Source organism: Aureimonas ureilytica (assembly GCF_001475935.1).
In the GTDB taxonomy this organism is placed as follows: Bacteria; Pseudomonadota; Alphaproteobacteria; order Rhizobiales; family Rhizobiaceae; genus Aureimonas; species Aureimonas ureilytica_A.
The window spans coordinates 34,451-58,480 of sequence record NZ_LDQA01000001.1 but is presented as its reverse complement, the minus strand read 5'-3'; the positions used below and the strand labels follow the sequence as shown (position 1 = coordinate 58,480).

The window sequence follows — 24,030 nt, the reverse complement described above, 5'->3', positions numbered from 1 at the left end:
GATCAGAGGAAGAAGCCGCGCGCTGCGTTGGCGGCGGCAGCGAACATCGGCCCTGCCACGAAAATGTAAGCCGGGAAGACAAACAGGGTTGCAGCACCCAGAACGATCTTCAGTTCGGTACCCATGGGCTCGAAACCACCAACAGGCTCGTCGAACCACATGACCTTCACGACGCGGAGGTAGTAGAACAGGCCGACCGTCGAGGCGACGACGCCGATCACTGCCAAGGGCACCAGTCCCGCGCCGACAGCGGCGACGAAGACGTAGTACTTGCCCCAGAAGCCGAGAAGCGGCGGCAGACCTGCCAGCGACAGCATCAGCGTCGTCAGAGCTAGAGCCAGGATCGGATTGCTGCGGGACAAGCCGGCGAGCTCGTACACGTCTTCGATCATCTCGTCGCGGCGACGCATCGACAGGATCACAGCGAACGTACCGAGCGTCATAGCAACATAAGTCGCCATGTAGATCAGGACACCGCGCACGCCCGCCTCATTGCCTGCGGCAAGGCCGACAAGAACGTACCCCATGTGGCCGATGGAGGAATAGGCCATCAGGCGCTTGATGTTGCGCTGGCCGATCGCCGCGAAGGAGCCCAGCAGCATCGAAGCGATCGAGATAAAAATGATAACCTGCTGCCAATCCGCCGTCATAGGGCCGAAGCCTTGAACCGTGAGGCGGGTCAGCAAGGCCACTGCCGCGACCTTCGGCGCGCCGGCCAAAAGAGCCGTGACCGGCGTGGGTGCGCCCTCATACACGTCAGGCGTCCACATATGGAACGGTACGGCCGAAATCTTGAATGCCAGGCCCGCCAGAACGAAAACCAGACCAATCAGCAAACCGGTCGAACGAGTTTCTTGAGACGCGACGGCGAGCGCGATCTCGTGAAAGCCAATCTGGCCTGTGAAACCATAGACCAACGAGGCGCCGTAAAGCAGCATGCCCGACGAAAGTGCGCCGAGAACGAAGTACTTCAGGCCGGCTTCCGTCGACTTGATGTGGTCACGAGCGATCGCCGCAATGACGTAGATGGCCAGAGACTGGAGCTCCAAGCCCATATAAAGCGCGATCAGATCTCCCGCCGATACCATTACCAGCATACCGACGGTGCATAGCACGATCAGGACGGGAAACTCGAACTTGTCGAAACGCTCTCGCTTCGCGAAGGCGTTCGACATGAGAAGAGCGGCAGCGGATGCGATCAGCACCAGCACCTTCATGAAGCGAGCGAACGGATCGAGAATCATGGACCCGCCGAACGCCACGCCGTTCGGCGTGACGAAACAGAGCCATCCGGCCGCGAAGACGAGCAGACCGACGGCCAGCGACATGACGAAACCGCCGCTGCGCTCGCCTTGAAACGTGCCGATCATCAGAAGGAGCATCGCCCCGACCGACAGGATCAGTTCAGGACCGACGATAGGGAGGCTTTGCGCCACGAATTGGGAGAACATGATCTGTGTAGCCCCAGTCGGTTAATGCAGGGAGGCGACGCTGGCCGCAGCTTGCAGCGCAGCGGTATAGCCGCCCAGGAGATGCTCGACGGACGCCGAGGTCACATTGAAGACCGGCATCGGATAGACGCCGAAGAAGACCGTCAGAACAGCTAGCGGATAGAGAAGAACCTTTTCTCGCGGCGTCAGATCGAGGATCGCCTTCAGATTCTCCTTATCGAGGCTGCCGAGGATCACGCGGCGGTAGAGCCACAATGCATAGGCTGCGGACAAGATGACGCCCGTCGCCGCGAAGATCGAGACCCAGGAGTTGACGCGAAACACGCCCATCAAGGTCAGGAACTCGCCCACGAAGCCGCTGGTGCCCGGAAGACCGACATTGCCCATCGTGAAGAGAAGCATCATCGCGGCATAGGCTGGCATTCGGTTGACCAAGCCACCATAGGCCGAGATATCGCGGGTATGCATCCGGTCGTAAACCACGCCGACGCAAAGGAACAAAGCGCCGGAAATCAGTCCGTGCGACAGCATCTGGAAGATCGCGCCCTGCACACCCTGTTCGTTCGCGGCGAAGATGCCCATGGTGACGAAGCCCATGTGAGCGACGGATGAGTAAGCGATCAGCTTCTTGATGTCGTCCTGCATGAGCGCCACCAGCGAGGTGTAGATGATGGCAACGACGGAGAGTGTGTAGACGAGCGGAGCGAATTCCGCCGACGCCAGCGGAAACATCGGCAGCGAGAAGCGCAGGAATCCGTAGCCGCCGAGTTTCAGAAGGATGCCGGCCAGGATCACCGAACCCGCCGTCGGCGCCTCGACGTGAGCGTCGGGAAGCCAAGTGTGAACAGGCCACATCGGCATCTTGACAGCGAAGGACGCGAAGAAGGCGAACCAGAGCCAGTTCTGCATCCCGGCTGGGAATTGATAGGCGAGAAGTTCAGGGATGGATGTCGTACCGCTCGTCCAATACATCGCCATGATGGCGACGAGCATGAAGACCGAGCCGAGGAACGTATAGAGGAAGAACTTGTAGGACGCGTAGACGCGACGCTTGCCACCCCACACGCCGATGATGAGGAACATCGGGATCAGGGAGCCTTCGAAGAAGAGGTAGAAGAGAACGATATCCAGCGCGCAGAACACGCCGATCACCAGCGTCTCCAGCACCAGAAAGGCCATCATATATTCCTTCACCCGGACGGTGACGGAATCCCGGCTGGCCAGGATGCAGATCGGCAGCAGGAAGGTCGTCAGGATGACGAAGAGCATGGAAATACCGTCCACGCCCATATGATAGGAGATGCCGCCTTCCAGCCACTCGACGCGCTCCACCATCTGGAAGCCGGCACTGCTCTTGTCGAAGCCGACCCAGATGAGAAGCGATAGAAGGAAATTGAAGATCGTCACCAAGAGAGCGACGTTGCGGATGTTTCGGCGCGCGAGCTCGCTGTCGTCGCGCGTGAAGAGGATGATCAGAACGCCGACGAGTGGGAGAAACGTGACGGTCGATAAGATCGGCCAACCGGACATCAGATGGTTCCCCGGAACATCATGAAGGTGACGAGCGCCGCGACGCCGATCAACATGGCGAAGGCGTAGTGATAAAGATAACCCGTCTGCATCTGGACGACGCGGCTGGTCACATCGAGGACGCGGGCCGAAATGGCATTCGGGCCAAGACCGTCGATGACCTTCGTATCACCGGTCTTCCATAGGAACCGCCCAAGGCGCTTTGCATTCTGAACGAAGATGAAGTCGTAAAGCTCGTCGAAATACCACTTGTTGAGCAGGAACTTGTAGAGGCCCGGATTGCGGGCCGCGAGTTGAGACGCCTTCTCCGGAGAGCGGATATACATGATGTAGGCCAGCACGAACCCGATCACCATGGCGATGGTCGGCGAGTAGGCCACCAGAGCGGAGACGTGGTGTGCTTCGTGAAGCACGTGGTTCTCCGGTCCCGTGAAGATCGCCGTATGCCAGAAGCTTTCGTATCCTTCGCCAAGGAAGAACGGGTAGAAAACGATACCCGCCAGCAGCGCCCCAGCCGCCAGGACATAGAGAGGCACCAGCATGACCGGGGGCGACTCGTGGATATGGTGCATGACCTCATGCGATGCGCGAGGCTTGCCGTGGAACGTCATGAAGATGAGACGCCAGGAATAGAAGCTCGTCAGCAGCGCCGCGATGACGGTCATGATGTAACCGTACATGGCGAAGGCGTTCTCACCCACGAACGCGCTCTCGATGATCGCGTCCTTCGAATAGTAGCCAGCCGTGAACGGGAAGCCCGTCAGCGCGAGCGTTCCGACGATCATCATCCAGTATGTCATGGGAATGTGACGACGCAGGCCACCCATACGGCGCATATCCTGCTCGTCCGACACGGCATGGATCACCGAACCGGCACCGAGGAACAGGAGCGCCTTGAAGAACGCGTGGGTAAAGAGATGAAAGACGGCCGCGCCATAAGCGCCGACACCCAGTGCCACGAACATGTAGCCGAGCTGCGAACAGGTCGAATAAGCGATGACGCGCTTGATGTCGTTCTGAACGAGACCGATCGTCGCCGCGAAAAAGGCCGTCGTCGCGCCAATGAACGTGACGAAGGTCAGCGCGGAGTGGCTGAGTTCGAAAACGGGCGACATGCGTGCCAGCATGAAGACGCCCGCCGTCACCATCGTGGCCGCATGGATCAGAGCCGACACTGGGGTCGGGCCTTCCATAGCATCGGGCAACCACGTGTGCAGGCCGATCTGGGCGGATTTACCCATAGCGCCCATGAAGAGAAGCAAACAAATGGCGGTCATCGCGCCGGCGGCACCGAGCGAATATCCGGCAAAGTGCAGAACGGCCTCTCCGTTACCTGCCGCCTCCCCGGCCAGGCTCTCGCCCAGCTGTCGCGCGCCGGCGAAGATGGTCTCGAAGCTGACCGAGCCGAACACGACGAACAGACCGAAAATGCCGAGCAGGAAGCCGAAATCGCCCACGCGGTTGACGACGAACGCCTTCATCGCGGCCGCATTCGCGGACGGCTTCTTGTACCAGAAGCCGATCAGCAAGTACGAGGCGAGACCCACGCCTTCCCAGCCGAAGAACATCTGGACGAGGTTGTCCGCCGTCACCAGCGTCAACATGGCGAACGTAAAGAGCGACAGATAGGCGAAGAACCGCGATCGCGACTCGTCGTGATGCATGTACCCGATCGAGTATATATGCACGAGCGAGGAGACCGTGTTCACCACGACCAACATGACCAAGGTCAGGCGATCGATGCGCAGAGCCCAGGAAACATCCAGAGCACCGGCCTGCATCCAGTGCAGAACGTTAACATGCAGTGTTTCGCCGTTTCCGAATCCGAACGAGATGAACGCAATCCAGGAGAGGATTGCGGCCAGAACAAGCAGGCCGGTCGTGGCGTACTCAGACGCCTTGTGTCCGATCGTCGGGCCGGCGAGGCCCGCGACCAGAAAGCCGATTAGCGGGAGTAGAACGATGAGGGTATACATCCTCGCCTTCAGCCTTTCATCGTATTGACGTCTTCGACCGCGATGGAGCCGCGGTTGCGGAAGAAGACGACCAGAATTGCGAGACCGATCGCCGCTTCAGCAGCTGCGACGGTCAGAATGAACAAAGCGAAAATCTGGCCTGCGAGGTCGTTCAGGAAACCTGAGAACGCGACGAGGTTAAGATTCACCGAAAGGAGGATCAGCTCGACCGACATGAGGATCGTGATGATATTCTTCCGGTTCATGAAGATGCCGAAGACGCCGATCACAAACAGGATGGCGGCAACCGTAAGGTAATGTCCTAGACCAACGGCCATGATGTCTATTCCTTGGAGCCCGCTCAGATACCGCGACCGGTTTCGACCTTGACGACCTCGATGGACGTCGCCGGATTGCGAGCGACCTGCTGAGGGATGGATTGGCGCTTAAGGCCAGGCTTATGGCGCAGCGTCAGGACGATCGCACCGACCATGGCCACAAACAGAACCAGACCGGCCATCTGGAAGAAGAAGACGTAGCGCGTGTAGAGCACCTGCCCGATGGCTTCGATGTTCGACATGGTCTCGAGCGGAGGCGTCGGAAGCACCGTTCCGGCGCTTGGCGTGGGCTGGAAGTAACCACCCGAGACTGCGATGATCAGCTGCGCCAGTAGAACAAGCCCGATGATCGCACCAATCGGCGCGTATTTCAGCGCGCCCTGCTTCATTCGCCCAAAGTCCAAATCCAGCATCATCACGACGAACAGGAAGAGGATCGCGACGGCGCCGACATAAACGACGATCAGGATCAGCGCGAGAAACTCCGCCCCGGTCAGAAGGAACAGACCAGCGGAGGCCACGAAGGTGAGAATGAGAAACAGGACCGAGTGAACCGGATTTCGGGAAACAACGACCATGAGCGCCGAACCGACGCTGACGATGGCGAAGAGATAGAAGAAAAACGACTGTAGGCCCATCGTGGCGGGCTCCCCCAAAAAGGTGCGGTTCAACGGCGGACGAGGATCGTAAACGTCCCTCGCCGCCTCGGTTGGATCCCCGGATGTCGCGGGCGACAACCTCTAACGATTAACGGTACGGCGCATCGAGAGCGATATTGCGAGCGATCTCGCGTTCCCAGCGATCGCCGTTCGCGAGCAGCTTTTCCTTGTCGTAGTAGAGCTCTTCACGTGTCTCGGTCGAAAACTCGAAATTCGGACCTTCAACGATCGCGTCGACGGGGCAGGCTTCCTGGCAGAAGCCGCAGTAGATGCACTTCACCATATCGATGTCATATCGAACCGTTCGACGTGTTCCGTCGTTTCGGCGCGGTCCGGCTTCGATTGTGATGGCCTGCGCAGGGCAGATCGCCTCGCAGAGTTTGCAGGCGATGCAGCGTTCCTGCCCATTCGGATACCGACGCAGCGCATGCTCACCGCGGAAGCGCGGACTCACAGGCCCCTTCTCGAAAGGATAGTTCACGGTCGATTTCGGCGCGAAAAAATAGCGCATCGAAAGACGGAAAGCCGCCAGGAACTCCAGCAGGAACAGCGATCGGATAGTCTGCGTCAGAGCGCTCATCTTAAACCTTGCCTCCGGGATTCGGAGAGAAATGGGGCCGGCCCTCACCCCTGCGCCGTGCGGGCCTTGCGCATGATGGCGAGGCGGCTACGACGCCGCCCGCGCAAGATCAGGCCTGAGCCCAACCGGTCAACTGAAGAACGAAGGCGACGATCACCACCATGGCCAGCGAGATCGGAAGGAAGACCTTCCAGCCCAGTCGCATCAACTGATCGTAGCGGTAGCGGGGAACGAAAGCCTTCACCATCGCGAACAGGAAGAAGCAGAATGTGACCTTGATCAGGAACCAAATGACGCCCGGAACCCAAGTGAAAGGCGCGAAGGCCAATGGCGGCAGCCATCCCCCAAGGAACAGGATCGTCATGAGCGAGCACATCAGGGTGATGGCAGCATACTCGCCGAGCATGAACATCATGTAAGGTGTCGAACCATACTCGACCATGAAGCCGGCCACGAGTTCGGACTCCGCCTCGGGAAGGTCAAACGGCGGTCTGTTGGTTTCAGCAAGAGCCGAAATGAAAAAGATCACGAACATCGGGAAGAGCGACAGCCAGTGCCAGTCCAAGAAGCTGGAAGGCAATCCCAACATCGTCCCCAAGCCATCGTTCTGGGAGATCACGATGTCCGTGAGGTTCAGCGAACCCACGCAGAGCAAAACCGTCACGATCACGAAACCGATCGAGACTTCGTACGAAACCATCTGCGCCGCCGAGCGGAGGGCGCCGAGGAATGCGTATTTCGAATTGGAAGCCCAGCCACCCATGATCACGCCGTAGACCTCGAGCGAGGAGATGGCGAAGATGTAGAGGATACCGAGATTGATATTCGCGATGACCCAACCGTCGGCGATGGGAACAACGGCGAATGTCGCGAGAGCCAAGGTGACCGCCACAAGGGGGGCGACGAGGAAGACCACCTTATCGGAAGAAGCCGGGATGACCGGCTCCTTCAGAACGAATTTGAGCAGGTCGGCAAAGGATTGAAACAGACCGAAAGGCCCAACCACATTCGGCCCGCGCCGCATCTGGACAGCCGCCCAGATCTTCCGGTCAGCCAGCAGAATGTACGCGATCAGAACCAGAAGGACCACGAGGAAGAGAAGGCTCTGCCCCAGGATCACCAGCGCCGGCCAGATATAGGACGTGAAGATGTCCATGTGTCTCGTCTTCCTTACTCGGCCGCTTGAAGCTGCTCGCCGCGAGCGAGGCGAGAGCACTCCGCCATCACCTTCGAGGCTCGGGCGATGGGGTTTGTCAGATAGAAGTCACCAATCCGCGAACGGAAAACGTCTCCGCTGAGCGGCCCTGCCCGATCTGCCAATGTCGTAATGGCCGCCGCATCGACGTTCGACAGTTCTTCGATCGACAGGTGGGGAACCTGAGCGAAAAGGTCTGCCCGGAGCTGACCCAGCGAGTCGAACGGCAACGTCTTGTTCAGCACGGCCGAAAGGGCGCGCAGGATGGCCCAATCTTCCTTGGCATCTCCCGGTGGGAACGAAGCGCGGCTCCCAGACTGCACGCGGCCTTCCGTGTTGACGTAGGTCCCGGCCTTCTCGGTGTAGGCCGCGCCTGGCAGGATTACGTCCGCACGATGTGCGCCATGATCACCATGCGTTCCGATATAGATCACGAAAGCGCCCGGAGCGATTTCGATCTCGTCCGCGCCAAGATTGAATACGACCTCGACGCCGCCTGAAACGATGCGCGAGGCATCGAGGCCGCCCTCTTGCGGGACGAAGCCGATGTCCAAACCACCGACACGCGAGGCTGCGGTGTGGAGGATGTTGAAGCCGTTCCAGCCCTCGGTTACCGCTCCGATCTCGCGAGCCAGCGCCGCGACCGAACTCAGAACGTCCGCGCCATTCGCCCCAGCAAGCGGTCCCTGCCCCAGTATGATCATGGGACGCTCGGCCTTGCGGAGAGCCTCGTAGAAGTCCCGATTGACGGTCTCGATTTCGCCCAGCGTCTGCGGCCCGGCGCCCAGATGCGTTACGGCATAGCGCAGGTCGACCGGCTCGCCGATCACGCCGACCGGGAAACCACCGCGCCGCCAGCGCTTTCGGATGCGGGCGTTCAGAACAGGCGCTTCGAACCGCGGATTGGCCCCGATGATCAGAAGCGCGTCCGCGTTCTCGATGCCCGCGATCGTCGTGTTGAAGAGGTAGGAAGCACGCCCGTCCGCCGGATCGATCTTGGACCCATCCTGGCGGCAATCGAGATTGTTCGAGCGGAGGAGACCCATCAGACGCTTCAGCGCCCACATCTCTTCGACATTGGCCAGATCACCGGCAATTGCCCCAATCCGGGAACCGTCGACCGATGACAAGCGAGCCTTGATCGTGTCGAATGCCTCCGACCAGCTCGCCGGCTGCAGACGACCATCCCGGCGAATGTAGGGGCGATCAAGCCGCTGCGTACGTAGACCGTCCCAAACGAAGCGGGTCTTATCCGAGATCCATTCTTCGTTCACAAGCTCATTGGTACGCGGCAGGATACGCATGACTTCGCGTCCCCGCGTGTCTACGCGGATGGCCGAGCCGACGGCGTCCATGACGTCTACGGTTTCCGTCTTGGTCAGTTCCCAAGGACGGGCCTGGAACGCGTAGGGACGAGAGGTCAGCGCACCGACAGGGCAGAGATCGATCACGTTGCCCTGAAGTTCGGACGTCATCGCCTGCTCGAGATAGGTCGTGATCTCGGCGTCTTCGCCGCGCCCGATCAAGCCCAACTCCGAGATGCCGGCCACTTCCGTCGTGAAGCGAACGCAGCGCGTGCAGTGGATGCAGCGCGTCATGATCGTCTTGACGAGGGGGCCGATATATTTGTCTTCGACGGCGCGCTTGTTTTCGGTGTAGCGGGACGAATCCACACCGAAGGCCATGGCCTGGTCTTGCAGATCGCATTCGCCGCCCTGATCACAGATGGGGCAGTCGAGCGGATGGTTGATGAGGAGGAACTCCATCACCCCTTCGCGCGCCTTCTTCACCATCGGCGTGTTGGTGAAGATTTCGGGCGCCTCGCCGTTAGGTCCGGGACGAAGATCACGAACGCCCATGGCGCAAGACGCCGCCGGCTTCGGCGGGCCGCCCTTCACCTCAACGAGGCACATGCGACAATTGCCGGCGACCGACAGTCGCTCGTGGAAGCAGAAGCGGGGAACCTCAGCGCCAGCCTCCTCCGCCGCCTGAAGCAGCGTGTAGTGATCCGGGACTTCGATCTCGTTTCCGTCGACTTTGATCTTTGCCATCTGACTTTTCTCAGTTCCGGCGGCCGTTTCCAGCTCTGCCGGCGCCCTGCCCCGCTTCGCGTCGATCGATTATTCCGCAGCCTGCAGGACTGCGGGCCGATCCTTATCGGCGTTGCGTGAAAATTCGTCGATCCGCCGCTCGATTTCAGGGCGGAAATGCCGAACGAGCCCCTGAATCGGCCATGCCGCGGCATCGCCGAGCGCACAGATCGTATGACCTTCGACCTGCTTGGTGACGTCGAGAAGCATATCGATTTCGCGCTTATGGGCGTTGCCGACCACCATGCGCTCCATAACGCGCCACATCCAGCCCGTACCTTCGCGGCAGGGCGTGCACTGACCGCAGCTCTCGTGCTTGTAGAAGTAAGCAAGACGAGCGATCGCGCGGACAATGTCCGTCGACTTGTCCATGACGATCACGGCGGCGGTCCCGAAGGACGACTTGACTTCGCGCATGCCGTCGAAGTCCATGAGCGCATCAACCATCTGCTCGCCTGGCACGAGTGGGCAAGACGAACCGCCGGGAATGACCGCGAGCAGATTGTCATACCCCCCACGAACGCCACCACAATGGCGGTCGATCAGTTCGCGGAACGAGATGCCCATCGTCTCTTCGACCGTGCACGGCTGGTTGACGTGGCCGGAAATGGAAAACAGCTTAGTGCCCGTGTTGTTCGGGCGACCGAAGCCCGCGAACCAAGCACCGCCCCGACGCAGAATCGTCGGAGCAACAGCGATAGACTCAACGTTGTTGACGGTGGTTGGGCATCCGTAGAGACCCATATTGGCGGGGAACGGAGGCTTCAGCCGCGGCTGGCCCTTCTTGCCTTCGAGGCTTTCGAGCAGAGCTGTCTCTTCGCCGCAGATATAAGCGCCGGCACCGTGATGGACAAACACGTCCATATCCCAGCCGCACTTGTTATCTCGACCGAGCAGACCAGCATCGTAGCATTCATCGATCGCACGCTGCAGGGCTTCGCGCTCACGAACGTACTCGCCACGGACATAGATGTAAGCCGCGTGAGCCCCCATCGCGAAGCTCGCGATGATGCAGCCCTCAATGAGCGTGAATGGGTCGTTACGAAGGATTTCGCGGTCCTTGCACGTACCGGGCTCAGACTCGTCGGCATTCACGACGAGATAATGCGGCCGATCACCGACCTCTTTCGGCATGAAGGACCATTTGAGACCGGTCGGGAATCCAGCACCACCACGTCCGCGAAGGCCGGAAGCCTTCATCTCGTTGATGATCCAGTCGCGACCCTTGGCGATGATTTCGTCCGTGCCATCGAAATGGCCGCGTCGCATCGCGCCCTTCAAGCTCTTGTCGCGAAGGCCGTAGATATTGGTGAAGATGCGATCCTGATCTTGCAGCATGTTCGCCTCTCCGCCTCTCAGCGCTTGCTTTCGCCAGTGTCAGGGACACTGCGATTTTCGCTGCCCGATGCCCCACGATCACTCGTCGGATTGGGCGCGACATCGGATGTTTCGGTACGCTCGCCTTCCAAACGGTTGGAGGGCGATGCAGCGCGATTGGACAGATCGGCCTTGGTCACGCCAGGCATCGCAGCGTCTCCAGGGACGCGTTGAGCGTCGGAAACGACCGCGTCCTCCGCCGCCACACCTTTGGAACTCAAAGGTCCGTCGCTACGAGGCTTTCCCGACGTCGAGCCAGAGGCTGAACCGAACTCCGCCTCATCCCGCTCTTTCTGTCCCGTCGGGCCTCGCTGCGTGCCGCCAGTCGACCCGTCAGCCGACTCCTCTCGAATTTCGGCCGCGCCGTCACTCTCGTGCTCTTGGCTAGGCGAGGAAGACGCCGCAGCAGGCGCTTTTCCCGGTGTCTGAAGGCTCGGGTCCGTCTCGGCTGCATGCGTATCGACTCGTCCGGATTGAGACGGCGACGCGACACCTTCCGACGAAGTGTTATCGTCCGCAGGACCCACTGAGTCCGACGCCGTTTCGTCTTCGAACGAATTCAGAGTGGTCAATCCGCCGACTGGTACGGACAGATGGCGGTCGATCTGCGGACCGACCTTCACCTGACCACCCTGACCGGTCTCGAACGCATCGATGATCTGCTCGAGCCGCTCGGGCGTCAGATCCTCGTATGTATCTTTGAAAATCATCACCATGGGCGCATTGACGCACGCGCCAAGGCACTCCACCTCTTCCCACGAAAGCGTACCGCTCGCGTTCGTGTGGAGCGGCTCCGGGTGAATATGCTTACGACAAACAGCTTTCAGATCTTCCGCGCCGCGCAGCATACAGGGCGTCGTTCCACAGACCTGAACATGCGCGCGCGTGCCGACGGGCTTCAGCTGAAACTGGGTGTAGAAGGTGGCGACTTCCAATACGCGGATCATCGGCATGCGCAGGCGATCAGCGACATGCTCGATCGTCGCCTTGGTCACCCAGCCTTCCTGATCCTGAGCGCGCATCAGCAGCGGGATGACCGCTGATTGCTGGCGGCCTTCCGGATATTTCTGGATAGTTGCGAGAGCCCACCGTTCGTTTTCATCCGAGAACGCAAAGCTCTGGGGTTGAACGGCATCTTCCGCAAGGCGTCGGACAGACATTGGACCTCGACTTCAGAACGGTTCCAACATGCTTATGTTGCGGCGCGTTCTAACATAGAATGCATAAAAGGCCAGCGACTTCACGTGGACGCGAGCGCTGGAACGCTAGACGGCAAGGGCGAAGCGAGGCTGCGGAAAGCCTCGCTTCGTTTCAGCGGTCGACTTCGCCGAAAACGATGTCGCACGATCCCAGGATCGCGGAAACGTCTGCGAGCATATGATTGCGGCAGAGGAAATCCAGAGCCTGAAGATGGGCGAAGCCCGGAGCGCGAATTTTGCAGCGATAGGGCTTGTTCGTTCCATCGGAGACGAGATAGACGCCGAATTCACCCTTGGGGGCTTCAACCGCCGCATAAACCTCGCCTTCCGGCACGTGGAAGCCTTCGGTGTAGAGCTTAAAATGATGGATAAGCGCTTCCATCGAACGCTTCATCTCGCCACGTTTCGGCGGGACGACCTTGCCCTGCGTCGACGAGACGGGGCCGACACGATCCCTGCCCGCCAGACGCTCGATGCATTGCTTCATGATCGCGGTGGACTGACGCATCTCTTCCATGCGGATCAGATAGCGGTCGTAGCAATCCCCATTCTTGCCGATCGGAATGTCGAACTGCATCTGATCGTAGCATTCGTAGGGCTGCGACTTGCGCAAATCCCATGCAGCGCCGGAGCCGCGAACCATGACACCGGTGAAACCGAGCGCGAATGCGTCTTCCAGCGATACGACGCCGATATCAACGTTACGCTGCTTGAAGATCCGGTTTTCGGTCAGCAGCTCATCGATATCGGCGAGAGCCTTGAGGAAAGGATCGCACCACGCGCCGATGTCATCGACCAATCGTGCGTCCAGATCCTGATGGACGCCACCCGGGCGGAAATAAGCCGCATGGAGACGAGCACCACTTGCCCGCTCATAGAAGACCATCAGCTTTTCGCGCTCTTCGAAACCCCAGAGCGGAGGCGTCAGCGCACCGACATCCATCGCCTGGGTCGTCACGTTGAGAAGATGCGAAAGGATACGGCCGATTTCGCAGTACAGAACACGGATCAGCTGGCCCCGGATCGGGACCTCGACGTCCGCCAGACGCTCGACGGCCAGACAGAAGGCATGCTCCTGATTCATCGGCGCGACATAATCGAGACGATCGAAATAAGGTATGGCCTGCAGGTATGTCTTCTGTTCGATCAGTTTCTCGGTGCCCCGATGCAGAAGCCCGATATGGGGATCGACCCGCTCGACGTTTTCGCCGTCCAATTCCAGAACGAGGCGAAGCACACCGTGCGCAGCCGGGTGCTGCGGACCGAAATTGATGTTGAAGTTTCGGACGTCGATCTCGGCCACGGTCAGGCCCCTTGTTCGTTTGCAGATTGCGCCATAGCGGTGGCGCCCGTCAGCTCTTGCGTATGATAGGCGGGGTCATACATCGCGGGTTTCGCGTCCTCGAAGACTTCTTCCGCGAACACGATCCTGCTCAGATCATCCGACGCCTGGACGGCTTCGGCGAGTTGGAAACCGTCATGAGGACGCCACGCGATGCTCGATCCGCCGTCTCGGCAAACCAGCCACTCGCTGTCGTTCGACGACGGGTAGATACCGACCATCTCCGATTGGGTCAGCTTTAATGCGTTTTCGCCGGGGGTGACCATAAAGTCAAAACCACCCATCGGCGACACATCTCGCCATGACGAAAGCCGAATGCGCGTTTTGTCGGGCGAGCTTCGAAGCGGAGTGCGCAAAACATGGAGCGCCCTCGCCTCAGCTTCTCGCCCCGACGGCATCTCAGTTCGCCTTTGCCTTCTCGTCCCCTGGAAGAACGTAGTCCGTTCCCTCCCAAGGCGACAGGAAATCGAAATTGCGGAACTCCTGGCGCAGCTCGACGGGCTCGTAGACCACCTGCTTGCGCTCCTCGTCGTAATGCACTTCGACAAAGCCGGTCAGAGGGAAATCCTTCCGAAGCGGATGCCCCTCAAAACCATAATCCGTCAGGATGCGACGAAGATCCGGATGCCCGGTGAAGAGGATCCCGTAGAGGTCGTAGGCCTCCCGCTCGAACCAATCTGCTCCCGGAAAGATTCCCGTGATGGACGGCACAGGGCGATCCTCATTCGTCGTCACCTTCACACGGATCCGCTGATTCAGATACGGGGAGAGAAAGTGATAAACGACTTCGAACCGATCAACCCGATTGGGGTAATCGACCCCTGCGACATCAATGAAATTCTTGAACTGACATTGAGGATGGTCGCGCAGAAAAGTGACAACGTCCAAAACATCGGAGGGACGAATTACGAGCGTCAACTCACCATAGGCGAGTTTGCGGTCGACGATTTTCCCACCCAACGTTTCGCCCAGAAAATCGGAGAGCTCGCTTGTACTCATATCAGCGCTCGATTGTTCCAAGACGGCGAATCTTCTTCTGAAGCAGCAACATGCCGTAAAGCAGCGCTTCGGCGGTCGGCGGGCAACCGGGAACATAAACGTCCACAGGCACCACGCGGTCGCAACCGCGCACGACGGAGTACGAATAGTGGTAGTAGCCACCGCCATTCGCGCACGAACCCATGGAAATCACATACCGAGGCTCCGGCATCTGATCGTAAACCTTGCGCAGCGCGGGCGCCATCTTATTGGTCAGCGTCCCCGCCACGATCATCAAATCGGACTGGCGAGGCGACGCGCGAGGAGCAAAGCCAAAACGCTCGCCATCATAGCGCGGCATCGACATTTGCATCATCTCGACGGCGCAGCACGCGAGACCAAACGTCATCCACATCAGCGAACCCGTGCGGGCCCATTGGATGAGGTCTTCGGTCGACGTGACGATGAAGCCCTTATCGGCAAGCTCGCTGCTGACATCGGCAACGAACGGATCAGCAGCGGGGCTGACCTGGAGATTCGAGCGAGACCCCAGCGAAGAGGAAGAGGGATTCAATCCCATTCCAAAGCACCTTTCTTCCATTCGTAGACGAAGCCGACGGTCAGCACGCCGAGGAACACCATCATAGACCAAAGACCGGCCCAGCCGAGTTCACCAAAGGACGCAGCCCATGGGAACAGGAACGCGACCTCAAGGTCGAAGATGATGAACAGGATCGACACGAGATAGAATCGAACGTCGAACTTCATTCGGGAATCATCGAACGCATCGAAACCGCACTCGTACGCCGAGAGCTTCTCATCGTCCGGCGCTCGGAACGCAAGAAGGAACGGCGACACCAGGAGGGCGAGACCGATCAGCAGCGCGACGCCAACGAAAATCACAATCGGGAGATAAGAACCAAGGAGCTCGTTCACAAGCCTAACTCTCCATATCGCGACCCTGTCGCGACCAGATAACAGCTTGAAGCAGCTCTACTTTCAGCAGCGTTAAAACCACGTTGCTCAAGCCGTCGAATATCTCGAAGCCGCTTCCGCCTCATCAAATCGAGGCGAGAATTAGACTCTTCCCAAACTAGAAGCAAGGCATCAAACGTCGCTGCGCACCCACTTCGTGCAAGCTTGAAAAGCATCGGTCACGGATCGGAATCGAACAGTCAGGCAGTGCGTAGCTGTAATAATGGCGCGAGTGACGGGGCTCGAACCCGCGACCTCCGGCGTGACAGGCCGGCACTCTAACCGACTGAGCTACACCCGCTCCTCATATCGCTGTCGTCTCCTTCAGCGGTATGAGCGGTCGTTTAAGGCCTGCCGCCGGGGGTGTCAACGTGATTCTATCGGTCCTTCGAGATCAACGACTTAATGGTCGGACGCGAGGCTGCATGGCGGTCGTACGACGGAATCACCAAAGGCTGATGACGAATCGAGCGGACGAGGAGCATGGTGCGAACGCGATCTTCGAATCGCACCAGGGACGCCTTGCATTTCCGGTCCAGACCGCTTATCCGATGCGGCGTCGGGCGATTAGCTCAGTTGGTAGAGCGCCTCGTTTACACCGAGGATGTCGGCAGTTCGAGCCTGTCATCGCCCACCATGCCCGATCGATTGCGGTTCAGGTTTATACTTATAGCACGATTTCCATCATGCTGTGAAAGCGACGCTTCAGCTGTCTCGTACGCCGTTGTTGTACGAGACACGGCGCTCGGCCTTTTTTTGTCCTACCTCGTCGTCCGACTCCGAAAACGCATCGCAGCGTTGGCCTCTACGGCTCCGCTCCTCGCGCAATGGTTTGCATATCGTCCCCTGCGCCGTGGATCTGCCGAAGGCCCCAACCCCCCAAAAAAAGCCGACGTCGAGCGCCGGCTTTCCAAACTGCATTCTATGAAGGTGGTCAGCTCGCGTTGACGGCGTCCTTGAGCCCCTTGCCAGGCGTGAAGCGCGGCACGTTGCGGGCGGGAATATCGACTTCCGCACCCGTCGACGGATTGCGTCCCTTCGAGGCGGCGCGGTGCGAAACGGAGAAGGTGCCGAAGCCGACGAGGCGGACGTCGTCGCCCTTGGCCATAGTTGCCTGGAGCGCATCGAAGACGGCATCGACAGCCGTCGTTGCGTCTTGCTTCGAAAGACCTGCCTTCTCCGCAACGACGGATACGAGCTCATTCTTGTTCATGCCAAATCTCCAAACGTTCTGTCTTCCCGACTCAGGCGGTGACGATGCTGAAAATGCCGCCCAGGTTCAAGGAGAGATGGACCAAAAGCCCTCGAAACAAGGCTTTTGCAAGCAAAATGCCGCCCCGGAGGGCGGCATCTCTCCATTTTTAGCGGTCGATCGCTTTCAGTGAGCAATCGTGGGGGAGGCATCCTCTCCCGAATCACGGGTGGGCGTCGGCTCGCTCACCTCGGTCCACTCGATCGGTTCGGGCTTGCGTATTAGCGCGTGAGCGAGAACCTCGTTCATGTGCGAGACCGGGATGATCTCGAGACTGTTCTTCACATTGTCCGGGATTTCCGCGAGATCCTTCGCGTTCTCCTCAGGAATCAGAACCGTCTTGATGCCGCCGCGCAGAGCCGCGAGCAACTTCTCCTTCAAGCCACCGATGGGCAGGACGCGGCCGCGTAGCGTGACCTCCCCCGTCATGGCTATGTCACGACGCACGGGAATGCCCGTCATCACCGAAACGATCGCCGTCGCCATCGCGGTACCCGCAGACGGTCCGTCCTTCGGTGTCGCGCCCTCTGGAACGTGAACGTGGATGTCGCGCTTGTCGAATAGTGGCGGCGCGACTCCGAACTCAATGGCCCGTGAGCGGACATAGGATGCAGCTGCGGAAATCGACTCTTTCATCACATCGCGAAGATTGCCCGTCACCGTCATCTTGCCCTTGCCGGGCATCATGACGCCTTCGATCGTCAGCAACTCGCCGCCCACCTCCGTCCAGGCCAAGCCCGTGACGACACCAACCTGATCCGACAACTCCGCCTCGCCGTACCGATAACGTGGTACGCCCAGGTAATCGGCGAGATTGGCGGCCGTCACGGCGACGGACTTGACATCACCGCGAACGATTTGCGTGACCGCCTTACGTGCGAGCTTCATCAGCTCGCGCTCGTAGGAACGCACACCCGCTTCCCGCGTGTAACGGCGGGCGATCTCTCGAAGCGCATCTTCGGAGACCGAGAACTCGCTGTCCTGCAACGCATGATCCTTAATGGCCTTAGGCAGAAGGTGCCTTTTGGCGATCTCGACCTTCTCGTCTTCGGTGTAGCCGGCGATCCGAATGATCTCCATACGATCCATGAGGGGACCGGGAATGTTCAGCGTGTTCGCCGTCGTCACGAACATCGTCGACGAGAGGTCGTACTCGACCTCCAGATAGTGATCCATGAAGCTCGCGTTCTGCTCGGGATCGAGCACCTCCAGCATCGCCGAAGACGGATCGCCGCGGAAGTCCTGACCCATCTTGTCGATTTCATCGAGCAGGAAGAGCGGGTTGTTCCGCTTCGCCTTCTTGAGCGACTGAATGACCTTGCCGGGCATCGAGCCGATATAGGTTCGACGATGACCACGAATCTCCGCTTCGTCTCGCACGCCGCCCAGCGCCATACGGACATATTCACGGCCCGTCGCGCGGGCGATCGACTTGGCAAGCGACGTCTTGCCAACACCCGGAGGGCCGACCAGGCAGAGAATCGGACCTTTGATTTTGGGCTGACGAGCCTGAACCGCCAGATATTCGACGATCCGCTCCTTCACCTTATCCAGACCGTAGTGCTCTTCGTCGAGAATCTCCTCCGCGCGCTTGAGATCAATCCGAACCTTAGACGACTTCCCCCAAGGCAGCCCGAGCAGCCAGTCGAGATAGTTGCGGACCACCGTCGCCTCGGCAGACATGGGGCTCATCTGCCGGAGCTTTTTGAGCTCGGCGGACGCCTTCTCCTTGCCTTCCTTCGACAGCTTGGTCTTCTTGATACGCTCTTCGATCTCAGCCAACTCGTCGCGGCCTTCCTCGCCGTCGCCGAGTTCCTTCTGGATCGCCTTCATCTGCTCGTTCAGATAATACTCGCGCTGCGTCTTCTCCATCTGACGCTTGACGCGCGATCGGATACGCTTCTCGACTTGGAGTACCGAGATTTCGGCCTCCATGAAGCCGAGGGCCCGCTCCAGACGCTCGCGCACGCTCACGATCCCGAGCATCTCCTGCTTTTCGGGGATCTTGATCGCAAGATGAGACGCCACGGTATCGGCGAGCTTGGAATAGTCATCGATCTGACCGGCCGTGCCGACAACCTCGGGCGAGATCTTCTTGTTCAGCTTGACGTAATTCTCGAACTCCGAGATCACAGAGCGGGCAAGGGCCTCGACTTCGACCTGATCGTCTTCCTCGTCTTCGACGATGAAGGCATTGGCTTCGTGCCACTCGGTGCGATCCGTGAAATCCGTGATCGACGCGCGCGCGATCCCCTCGACCAGAACCTTTACCGTTCCATCGGGCAGTTTCAGAAGTTGCAGAACATTGGCGAGCGTGCCGAGATCATAGATCGCGTCGGGCGCAGGATCTTCGTCGCCGGCGTTCTTCTGAGTGGCAAGCAGGATCTGCTTGTCCGACCCCATGACCTCTTCAAGAGCCTTGATCGATTTTTCCCGCCCCACGAAAAGTGGGACGATCATGTGCGGGAACACCACGATGTCGCGGAGCGGGAGAACCGGATAGGTCTGGGCGTTCTCGGAGCCGTGACCGCTGGCGGATGTCGGAATGGACATGAAATTCCTTTCTGCGGCTGAGCCGCTGGAGGCCCCTCATCCCGGCCCGTTCAGGCACCGAGACGAAAGCCGTCATCGAACTGCAATGTGGCTATTTCTTCCGGCCCGTTCAAGCGTCTGGCGCGACGCGAAAGAACGAGCGGGTCGGTCGCTCAACGGAATATAAAAGCGAATGGCCCGCTCCGGTGTCTTGCCGGAACGGGCCATCCAACGATCAAACTTTCGGAGTGTTCAGACGGTCAGGCACTCGCCGGTTCCTTTTCGTCCTTCCGCTCGGAATAGATATAGAGCGGACGCGCGTTTCCATCGATCACCTCTTCCGAGATGACCACCTCCCGAACGCCTTCGAGCGTCGGCAGGTCGAACATCGTGTCGAGCAGCATGGCTTCCATGATCGAGCGAAGACCGCGAGCACCTGTCTTGCGCTCGATGGCCTTGCGAGCGATCGCCTTCAGGGCGTCCTCGTGGAATGTCAGCTCGACATTCTCCATCTCGAAGAGGCGCTGATACTGCTTCACGAGCGCGTTCTTCGGCTCCACCAGGATCTGAACCAGCGCGGGCTCATCCAGATCTTCCAGCGTCGCGAGAACCGGCAGACGACCAACGAATTCGGGAATCAGACCGAACTTCAGAAGATCCTCAGGCTCCACACGGCGGAACAGTTCGCCTGTGCGACGATCCTCGGGTGACTCGACGTTGGCTGCGAAGCCGATCGACGTCTTGCGACCGCGATCCGAGATGATCTTGTCGAGTCCGGCGAAAGCGCCGCCGCAGATGAAGAGGATATTGGCCGTATCTACCTGCAGGAACTCCTGCTGGGGATGCTTGCGACCACCCTGAGGAGGAACCGACGCGACGGTGCCTTCCATGATCTTCAGCAGAGCCTGCTGAACACCCTCACCCGACACGTCGCGCGTGATCGAAGGATTGTCGGACTTGCGGCTGATCTTGTCGATCTCGTCGATATAGACGATGCCACGCTGCGCGCGCTCGACATTGTAGTCGGCCGACTGCAGCAGCTTGAGAATGATGTTCTCGACATCCTCACCGACGTAACCGGCTTCGGTCAGCGTCGTCGCATCCGCCATGGTGAACGGCACGTCGAGAATGCGCGCCAGCGTCTGCGCCAGCAATGTCTTGCCGCAGCCCGTCGGACCCATCAGCAGAATGTTCGACTTCGCCAGTTCGACGTCGTTGTTCTTTTGCGCGTGGGCCAATCGCTTGTAGTGGTTATGCACCGCAACGGACAGAACCTTCTTGGCGAAGGACTGGCCGATCACGTAATCATCGAGAACCGCAATGATCTCCTGCGGAGTCGGCACACCCTCGCGTGACTTCACCATCGAGGATTTGTTTTCCTCGCGGATGATGTCCATACAGAGTTCGACGCACTCATCGCAGATGAAGACCGTGGGCCCGGCGATCAGCTTGCGGACTTCGTGCTGGCTCTTTCCGCAGAAAGAGCAATAGAGCGTGTTCTTGCTATCGCCGCCGCTCACTTTGCTCATCGTTCTTCCTTCCGTTCCGCACCTCGGACTTGGAGGTCCGGAGATGGGTCGTCAGACCCTTTTCGTCATCCTATGCTGCAACGCTCACAAAGCAATCGTTCAAGTCGACCGGCAGAAGGCTTCGTCGCAGTTCCGTCACTACAAGGTAGCCGGATCATCCTTGATCGACGCTTAACGACAACGCCGGCTTCCACTGTTCAAGGTAGAAACCGGCGATGGCAACATCAAGGTCGTTTCGTCGATCAGTTCGCGGTGTTAGTTTCCAGCGCCTCGCGCGAGGAATAGACCTTATCGATCAGGCCGAACTCGCGGGACTCGTCGGCCGTCATGAAATGGTCGCGGTCGAGCGTGCGTTCGATCGTCTCGTAGTCCTGGCCCGTATGCTGAACATAGACTTCGTTCAAACGACGCTTGAGCTTGATGATGTCCAGAGCATGGCGCTCGATGTCCGAGGCCTGGCCGGAGAAGCCACCCGAGGGCTGGTGAACCATGATGCGCGCGTTGGGCGTGGCAAAGCGCATATCCTTGTGACCCGCGCACAGGAGAAGCGACCCCATGGAGGCCGCCTGCCCGATGCAGAGCGTCGACACGGCCGGCTTGATGAACTGCATCGTGTCGTAGATCGCCATTCCGGACGTCACCACACCGCCCGGCGAGTTGATGTAGAGCGAGATTTCCTTCTTCGGGTTCTCGGCTTCCAGGAACAGGAGCTGAGCGCAGACCAGCGTGGCCATCGAATCCTCGATCGGCCCGGTGATGAAAATCACGCGCTCCTTGAGGAGCCGCGAGAAGATGTCGTAGGCGCGCTCTCCACGATTGGTCTGCTCCACCACCATGGGCACGAGGTTCATCGCGGTTTCGAGGGGATGCTTCATAGGAGGAATCGTCCGTTGATGGAGGGGTCGGTGGTGCCACCGCAATGCGTCGAATCGGGCTTTCGTCCGGAGCCCCCTAGATAGGGCTTTGCCGGGCCGCTTCGCAACCTTGGCCGCCGGAGCGTTACGGTCCGCTGAAAACGAAGAAGGCTGGCCCATGGGCCAGCCTTCAAATGGTCATTACGTCCAAGGATCAGGCCGCGACGGCCTCGTCCTCGTCGTCCTTCAGGAGCTCTTCCTTGGAAACGGTCTTGTCGGTGACATCCACCGTGGCCAGAAGATGGTCCACGACCTTCTCTTCGAAGATCGGGGCGCGCAGGCTCTGGACCGCGTCCGGCGTGTTGCGGAAGTAGTCGTAGACCTGCTGCTCCTGACCAGGATACTGGCGTACCTGCTCGATCACGGCGCGCTGAAGTTCCTCGTCGGACACCGTGACGCCGGCCTTTTCGCCGATCTCGGAGAGGACGAGACCGAGACGAACACGACGCTCGGCGAGCTTGCGATACTCGTCGCGAGCCTTTTCCTCGGTCGTGTCTTCGTCCTCGAACGACTTCCCGCTCTGCTCCAGCTCGCGCGTCACCTGCGCCCAGATGTTCTGGAACTCGGCTTCGACGAGCTTTGACGGCAGTTCGAACGAATAATCCGCATCCAGCGCGTCCAGAAGCTGGCGCTTCACTTTCTGGCGCGTGGCCTGACCGAACTGGCTTTCAATCTGGCCGCGCACGATCTCGCGCAGACGATCGATCGACTCGAGGCCGAGTTTCTTGGCCAACTCGTCGTTCAGTTCCATCTCATCGGGCTTCGCGACGGCCTTGACCTTCACTTCGAAGGTCGCGGGCTTGCCGGCCAAGTGCTCGGCACCGTAATCCTCGGGGAACGTCACTTCGAGGGTCTTGTCCTCGCCAGCGGACAAACCGACGAGCTGGTCCTCGAAGCCGGGGATGAACTGGCCAGACCCCAAAACGAGATTCGAGTCGGTCGCCGAACCACCCTGGAAGGCTTCGCCATCCACCTTGCCGACGAAATCCATCGTGACGCGATCACCGGTTTCGGCCGCGCCATCCTTCGGCTGGAAGGTGCGCGCGCTCTCGGCGATGCGCTTGACCTGATCCTCGACTTCAGTCTCGTCGATCTCGACGACCGGACGCTCGATCTTGATCCCGTCCGTGCCCTTGAGCTCGAAGGTCGGCAGGGTTTCGTAAGCCACGGTGAAGCGGAAATCGCCCTCGCCGCGCAGAACCTTCTCGGCCTCGGACTCGTCTTCCGTCATCTGAATTTCGGGACGCATGGCCGAGCGCTCGTTGCGCTCCGCGATCACCGAACGCGGCGTCTCGTTGATGATCTGGTTCACGATCTCCGCCATGATCGACCGACCATATGTCTTGCGCATATGGCTCATCGGGATCTTGCCGGGCCGGAAGCCCTTGATCTTCACCTGATCCTTGATTTCGAAGAGGCGGGTCTGCAGCCGTGCCTCAAGGTCCGACGCCGGCACGACGATCTCGATCTCGCGCGACAGGCCTTCGGCCTTGGTTTCCTTAACCTGCATCATCAACCCTTTATGGTCTGCGACGGCGGCCCCTGGTCCGTCGTCGCGCGTCTATCTCGTTTGCCTGGGTTCAGACATGGTGCGGGTGGAGGGACTCGAACCCCCACGCTTTTGGCGCCAGAACCTAAATCTGGTGCGTCTACCAATTCCGCCACACCCGCCCGGTGTCGTGAACCATACGGCTTGCACGACGCGCGCTCTATATCATCGGTGCCTGCCGCGTCAAAGTTTAAAACAGGTTTGCGACAAAGCCAGTTGTATGCGCCTTGCGCCGAGCTGCCGCGCCGAAACGCCGTCCCAATCGTTTAAATCGGTTCATGTTGCATTGCATCATTCGCAGACCTGCCATGCGAGCCCGGCCATACCAGTCGGGAGTAGGCTCCCGTATGTTGTGACCACGGAAGCGGATCGCCTCTCGATCTCGACTTCAATCGATTAGAACCGATCACGGAACCCGACCGATGAACATTATCCGCTCGTATTCGACTTGGCGCCGCTACCGCGAAACCTGCACCGAGCTGAACCGCCTTTCGCAGCGCGAATTGTCGGATCTCGGTATCGCCCGGTCCGACATCCCGTCGGTCGCCCGTCAGGCCGTTCGCTGAATTCCCTTTATCCCTCGGG

21 protein-coding genes and 3 tRNA genes are annotated in these 24,030 nt (G+C 59.5%); 2 read left to right on the top strand and 22 right to left on the bottom strand.

The features are described 5' to 3' along the window. Positions 1-2: 2 nt before the first annotated feature. The 16 genes from nuoN to NS365_RS00195 form a co-directional block, all read right to left on the bottom strand. The gene (gene nuoN / locus NS365_RS00270; RefSeq protein ID WP_058598273.1) at positions 3-1,451 is read right to left on the bottom strand and encodes an NADH-quinone oxidoreductase subunit NuoN; all 1,449 of its coding nucleotides are present in this window, start codon (positions 1,449-1,451) and stop codon (positions 3-5) included. Between the two features lie 21 nt (positions 1,452-1,472). Further along, positions 1,473-2,981, bottom strand: a complete 1,509-nt coding sequence (locus tag NS365_RS00265) for an NADH-quinone oxidoreductase subunit M (protein ID WP_058598272.1) — start codon at positions 2,979-2,981, stop codon at positions 1,473-1,475. Then, the gene (gene nuoL, locus NS365_RS00260; RefSeq protein ID WP_058598271.1) at positions 2,981-4,957 is read right to left on the bottom strand and encodes an NADH-quinone oxidoreductase subunit L; all 1,977 of its coding nucleotides are present in this window, start codon (positions 4,955-4,957) and stop codon (positions 2,981-2,983) included. Before nuoL ends, NS365_RS00265 begins: the two co-directional genes overlap by 1 nt. An 8-nt stretch (positions 4,958-4,965) precedes the next feature. Then, positions 4,966-5,274, bottom strand: a complete 309-nt coding sequence (gene nuoK, locus NS365_RS00255; RefSeq protein ID WP_058598270.1) for an NADH-quinone oxidoreductase subunit NuoK — start codon at positions 5,272-5,274, stop codon at positions 4,966-4,968. Positions 5,275-5,297: 23 nt separating this feature from the next. Further along, on the bottom strand, positions 5,298-5,912 hold the full coding sequence (locus NS365_RS00250; protein WP_058598269.1) for an NADH-quinone oxidoreductase subunit J: 615 nt from the start codon (positions 5,910-5,912) through the stop codon (positions 5,298-5,300). 109 nt (positions 5,913-6,021) lie between these two features. Then, on the bottom strand, positions 6,022-6,513 hold the full coding sequence (gene nuoI, locus NS365_RS00245) for an NADH-quinone oxidoreductase subunit NuoI (RefSeq protein ID WP_058598268.1): 492 nt from the start codon (positions 6,511-6,513) through the stop codon (positions 6,022-6,024). A gap of 109 nt (positions 6,514-6,622) precedes the next feature. After that, positions 6,623-7,669: an NADH-quinone oxidoreductase subunit NuoH gene (gene nuoH / locus NS365_RS00240; protein WP_058598267.1), complete on the bottom strand. Its 1,047-nt coding sequence runs from the start codon at positions 7,667-7,669 to the stop codon at positions 6,623-6,625. Between the two features lie 14 nt (positions 7,670-7,683). After that, a complete protein-coding gene (nuoG, locus tag NS365_RS00235) occupies positions 7,684-9,759 on the bottom strand; it encodes an NADH-quinone oxidoreductase subunit NuoG (RefSeq protein ID WP_058598266.1) in 2,076 nt (691 codons plus the stop codon). A gap of 69 nt (positions 9,760-9,828) precedes the next feature. Beyond that, positions 9,829-11,136, bottom strand: a complete 1,308-nt coding sequence (gene nuoF / locus NS365_RS00230; protein WP_058598265.1) for an NADH-quinone oxidoreductase subunit NuoF — start codon at positions 11,134-11,136, stop codon at positions 9,829-9,831. A 17-nt stretch (positions 11,137-11,153) separates the two neighbouring features. Beyond that, the gene (gene nuoE / locus NS365_RS23395; RefSeq protein ID WP_082684325.1) at positions 11,154-12,335 is read right to left on the bottom strand and encodes an NADH-quinone oxidoreductase subunit NuoE; all 1,182 of its coding nucleotides are present in this window, start codon (positions 12,333-12,335) and stop codon (positions 11,154-11,156) included. Between the two features lie 151 nt (positions 12,336-12,486). After that, positions 12,487-13,677, bottom strand: a complete 1,191-nt coding sequence (locus tag NS365_RS00220) for an NADH-quinone oxidoreductase subunit D (protein WP_058598263.1) — start codon at positions 13,675-13,677, stop codon at positions 12,487-12,489. Between the two features lie 2 nt (positions 13,678-13,679). Continuing rightward, positions 13,680-14,000, bottom strand: a complete 321-nt coding sequence (locus NS365_RS00215) for a hypothetical protein (RefSeq protein ID WP_058598262.1) — start codon at positions 13,998-14,000, stop codon at positions 13,680-13,682. Between the two features lie 115 nt (positions 14,001-14,115). Continuing rightward, positions 14,116-14,715 carry an NADH-quinone oxidoreductase subunit C gene (locus NS365_RS00210; RefSeq protein WP_058598261.1) on the bottom strand — a complete coding sequence of 200 codons (600 nt, stop codon included), beginning with the start codon at positions 14,713-14,715 and terminating at the stop codon, positions 14,116-14,118. A gap of 1 nt (position 14,716) precedes the next feature. Continuing rightward, complete coding sequence (locus tag NS365_RS00205; protein ID WP_058598260.1) at positions 14,717-15,274, bottom strand: NuoB/complex I 20 kDa subunit family protein; 558 nt, start codon at positions 15,272-15,274, stop codon at positions 14,717-14,719. Next, positions 15,265-15,630, bottom strand: a complete 366-nt coding sequence (locus NS365_RS00200) for an NADH-quinone oxidoreductase subunit A (protein WP_058598259.1) — start codon at positions 15,628-15,630, stop codon at positions 15,265-15,267. The genes NS365_RS00205 and NS365_RS00200 overlap by 10 nt, the downstream gene beginning before the upstream one ends. A gap of 263 nt (positions 15,631-15,893) precedes the next feature. Beyond that, a tRNA-Asp gene (locus NS365_RS00195) sits at positions 15,894-15,970 on the bottom strand. Between the two features lie 260 nt (positions 15,971-16,230). Here NS365_RS00195 and NS365_RS00190 point away from each other — a divergent pair. Then, positions 16,231-16,306, top strand: a tRNA-Val gene (locus tag NS365_RS00190). Between the two features lie 297 nt (positions 16,307-16,603). On the opposite strand, the gene NS365_RS00185 is transcribed toward NS365_RS00190, so the two are convergent. The 6 genes from NS365_RS00185 to NS365_RS00160 form a co-directional block, all read right to left on the bottom strand. After that, complete coding sequence (locus NS365_RS00185; protein ID WP_058598258.1) at positions 16,604-16,882, bottom strand: HU family DNA-binding protein; 279 nt, start codon at positions 16,880-16,882, stop codon at positions 16,604-16,606. Positions 16,883-17,047: 165 nt separating this feature from the next. Next, the gene (lon, locus tag NS365_RS00180) at positions 17,048-19,474 is read right to left on the bottom strand and encodes an endopeptidase La (protein ID WP_058598257.1); all 2,427 of its coding nucleotides are present in this window, start codon (positions 19,472-19,474) and stop codon (positions 17,048-17,050) included. A 239-nt stretch (positions 19,475-19,713) separates the two neighbouring features. Then, positions 19,714-20,982 carry an ATP-dependent Clp protease ATP-binding subunit ClpX gene (clpX, locus tag NS365_RS00175; RefSeq protein WP_058598256.1) on the bottom strand — a complete coding sequence of 423 codons (1,269 nt, stop codon included), beginning with the start codon at positions 20,980-20,982 and terminating at the stop codon, positions 19,714-19,716. 242 nt (positions 20,983-21,224) lie between these two features. Continuing rightward, the gene (locus NS365_RS00170; RefSeq protein ID WP_058598255.1) at positions 21,225-21,857 is read right to left on the bottom strand and encodes an ATP-dependent Clp protease proteolytic subunit; all 633 of its coding nucleotides are present in this window, start codon (positions 21,855-21,857) and stop codon (positions 21,225-21,227) included. A gap of 193 nt (positions 21,858-22,050) precedes the next feature. Then, complete coding sequence (gene tig / locus NS365_RS00165) at positions 22,051-23,406, bottom strand: trigger factor (protein WP_058598451.1); 1,356 nt, start codon at positions 23,404-23,406, stop codon at positions 22,051-22,053. 77 nt (positions 23,407-23,483) lie between these two features. Then, positions 23,484-23,567: transfer RNA gene (locus NS365_RS00160), tRNA-Leu, on the bottom strand. 300 nt (positions 23,568-23,867) lie between these two features. Between NS365_RS00160 and NS365_RS23390 the strand changes: the two genes are divergently transcribed. Continuing rightward, positions 23,868-24,011 (top strand): DUF1127 domain-containing protein, encoded by a 144-nt coding sequence (locus NS365_RS23390; RefSeq protein WP_082640465.1) that lies wholly within the window; start codon positions 23,868-23,870, stop codon positions 24,009-24,011. The last annotated feature ends 19 nt before the right edge of the window (positions 24,012-24,030 follow it).